General features: G+C 60.3%; 3 protein-coding genes. All 3 read right to left on the bottom strand.

Annotated elements, in window-relative coordinates; genetic code table 11:
• Positions 1-50: 50 nt before the first annotated feature.
• Positions 51-887 (bottom strand): IS3 family transposase, encoded by an 837-nt coding sequence (locus BFN10_RS20990; RefSeq protein WP_071489093.1) that lies wholly within the window; start codon positions 885-887, stop codon positions 51-53.
• The gene (locus BFN10_RS30200) at positions 884-1186 is read right to left on the bottom strand and encodes a transposase (protein WP_014717988.1); all 303 of its coding nucleotides are present in this window, start codon (positions 1184-1186) and stop codon (positions 884-886) included. Before BFN10_RS30200 ends, BFN10_RS20990 begins: the two co-directional genes overlap by 4 nt.
• Positions 1187-1346: 160 nt before the next feature.
• Positions 1347-2687 (bottom strand): flagellar hook-length control protein FliK, encoded by a 1341-nt coding sequence (locus BFN10_RS21000; RefSeq protein WP_071491277.1) that lies wholly within the window; start codon positions 2685-2687, stop codon positions 1347-1349.
• Positions 2688-2911: the final 224 nt, after the last annotated feature.

Raw genomic sequence — 2911 nt, forward strand, 5'->3', positions numbered from 1 at the left:
TGTGGGAGGGGGCTTGAACTGGTCAAGTAATCTTGGACACCGATTAAGGTTCATGCCGCCAACCTTTCCTTCGCGACCGGCGACCGGTAGTCGTTGTAGCTGTGAGGCCTGCTGATGTTGTAGCGCGAGACATAGCGCTGCACATCTGCCCGGGCCTCATGCTCCAGTTTGTAGCCCGTTTCAGGAACCCACTCGGATTTCAAACTACCAAAGAAACGCTCCATCGGGGCGTTGTCCCAGCACTCGCCTTTACGGCTCATACTTTGCCTAAACCCATGCTTCACAAGCGCGTTTCGGAATTTATGGCTGGTGTACTGGCAACCTTGGTCAGAGTGAAACAACACATCCTCGGGATGGCCGCGTAGCTCAACTGCCATGCGTAGTGCCTCGCAGGTCAGGTTGGCATCCGAAATCATCGAGAACGACCAGCCTACGATCCTGCGAGCGTACAGATCCAGAACGGCGGCGAAGTACATCCAACGCTTGCCGACCTTGATGTACGTTACGTCGCCACACCACACCTGATTAACCGCCGTCACATCAAATTTCCGCTTGAGCACATGCGGCGCCACCAAGGCCTCCACGCCCGGCGACTTGTACTTATGGCGCCTGCGCTGACGACTAGCGATGCCAGCCTCGCGCATCAAATTGCGAGCCATGTAACGTCCGACACGATGTCCTTTGGCTTGCAGCTCCTTGGACAAGGTACGTGCGCCCGCCGACTCTCTCGACGCCTTGTGGTGCCTGACCAGCGCGGCTTTGAGCTTTTCCCGCTCAGGATTTGCTCTGCCCTGGCGCTGGCGCCAGGCATAGAAGCTGCTGCGGTTAACCCCGAACGCCCGGCAACACCTTTTAACGCCGTACTGCTCGTCCAGCTCATCGATCAGCGTGAATGATCTTTGGCGTCCAAAAGCAGGAGAGCACTGGCCTTTTTTAAGATTTCAATGTCCAGGTCTTTCTCCCTGAGCAGGGCTTTGAGTCTCTGGATCTCTCGTTGATCAGCGGTAATTGCCTTGGCTCCCACCGGAGTCGAGCCCAAGCGTTCTTTTTGCACTTGATCGACCCAACGGCGCAGAGCAGTAGGACCAATATCCAGGCTGGCACAGACCTCGGTAACCGGCTGACCTTCATCCAGCACCATGCTGGCAGCCTTGAGCTTGAACTCACTCGAATAAGATTTACGCATATCCAAACACCTCAGATTTGGGCGCTATCATAGCGCCCGATTGAAGTGTCCAAAATCATTAGGCCAGTTCAGCTTGCCCCCGATAGCGGTGTATCAGTCACCCATGTTTCAGCTGACACACCCTCATCGGGGGCAAGCCCCCTCCCATATTTCGTCCGGATCAGGCGTAGTAGTCGACCGCACTGGAGCCGATTACGGTTGAGGTGACCGGCGTCACGGCTTCAGCCACATCAAGGTGGTTGCCGCTGTCGCCATTGTCACCCCCGCGCCCGCCGCTACCGCTCACACCACGGGTCTGGGCCTGCTGCTGTTGTTGCTCCTGCCCACGGGACTGGTCCGACACGTTCACGTCCACCTGGCCCATGCCCTGCTGGGCAAACATCTCCCGCAAGCGCCCGGACTGGCTTTCCAACGCTTCACGTACCACCGGGTGGGCGCTCATGAAGTTGACCTGGGCCTGTTGGTCGGCGGTCATGTTGACCTTGATATCCAGGCGGCCAAGCTCAGCGGGTTGCAACTGGATCTCCGCCGACTTGAGGTTGGCGCTGGACAGGTACATCACCCGGTTGACGATTTCATCGGTCCAGCCGCTCTGGTGCATGGCCAATGGCGCATTGGTCACCGGTGGCAAGGCGTTGGCGGTTTTCGGCGTGGCCGCCTGGGTCAACGCGGCGAGGCGGTTGGCGAAGTCATCGACACGGGTGTCGCTGCTGGCGTTCTTCAGGTCCTTGAGACCGTCTTCGATCAACCCGCTGAAGGCCTTGTCGCCGCCCTGGTCGGTGCTGTCCTTGGTGGCTTGCTGGTCGACCATATTGGCCAGGCCGGCGGCGAAATTCTGTGCGGCAGTGGGTTGATCCTGAGTCGGTGCCGGAGCGGTTTTCGCCTGCGCCTGGCTGCTGGCCGATACGTGACCGCCCTGCTCCATCGCCAGGCGCACGGCGGGCATGGCATCCAGGGGATCTGCTTCAGGATCGAAAGCCGGCTTGGCTTCCTCAGTCGCTGCGACCGGCGCAGCAACCACCGGCTGAGCCTTGTCATCCTTGGTCGTGGTGGCGGGCGCGGGTGTTTCAACCGGCACCGGCACGGCTACCGGGGTGACGGTGGCAGTTAGTGCCGGGTCGACCACCGGGTCAGCCGGAGGTTGCTGCACCAGGGCAGGGTCGGCTGGCGCGTCGTCATCCTTGCTCGCGCTGTCGTCGGTTTTGGCCGGCGGCGTGGCAGGCAAGGTATTGCCGCTATCGGCAACGGCTGGCGTGCTGGCGGCAGGCTTGTCATTGCCCGCTGCAGGCTTGGCGCTGGCATCGGACGACTTGGTTGCGGTGGGTTTGGCCGAGCTGTCGTCGGTCTTGACCGTGGGCTTGGACGCCTGGCTGGCAAACACTTGAGCGAAGCCAGGGCCCTTGTCCCGTGGGTCCGCAGCCACTGCCGATGGGTTGGCAGAGGGCGCTTGAGGCTTGGCCGCGGGGGCAGCCTGAAGGAGCGAATTCGGGGCGACTGGCATAGGTAAAGGTCTCCACTGCATGGGGGTCGGGGATGCAGTATTGAGAGGTAGAGCAAGAGTTGGGCCAGGTTTGGGGGCGGTTGGTTTTATTGAGTACATATCCGTTTTTTAGGTAACGGCCACTTAGGGTTCCGCCCTTACGGCGGCTCACTTTGGAAAAGCCCCAAAGTAAGCAAAGGGCTCTTGCCCCAACACTCGGCACCTCGCCTAGGCTCGGTGTGCCC

The organism is Pseudomonas extremorientalis (assembly GCF_001870465.1).
GTDB lineage: Bacteria > Pseudomonadota > Gammaproteobacteria > Pseudomonadales > Pseudomonadaceae > Aquipseudomonas > Aquipseudomonas extremorientalis.

Bases quoted from the DNA above. Each gene is read 5' to 3' on its own strand.
- BFN10_RS30200 (WP_014717988.1), bottom strand. From the start codon at position 1,186: ATGCGTAAATCTTATTCGAGTGAGTTCAAGCTCAAGGCTGCCAGCATG.
- BFN10_RS21000 (WP_071491277.1), bottom strand. From the start codon at position 2,687: ATGCCAGTCGCCCCGAATTCGCTCCTTCAGGCTGCCCCCGCGGCCAAG.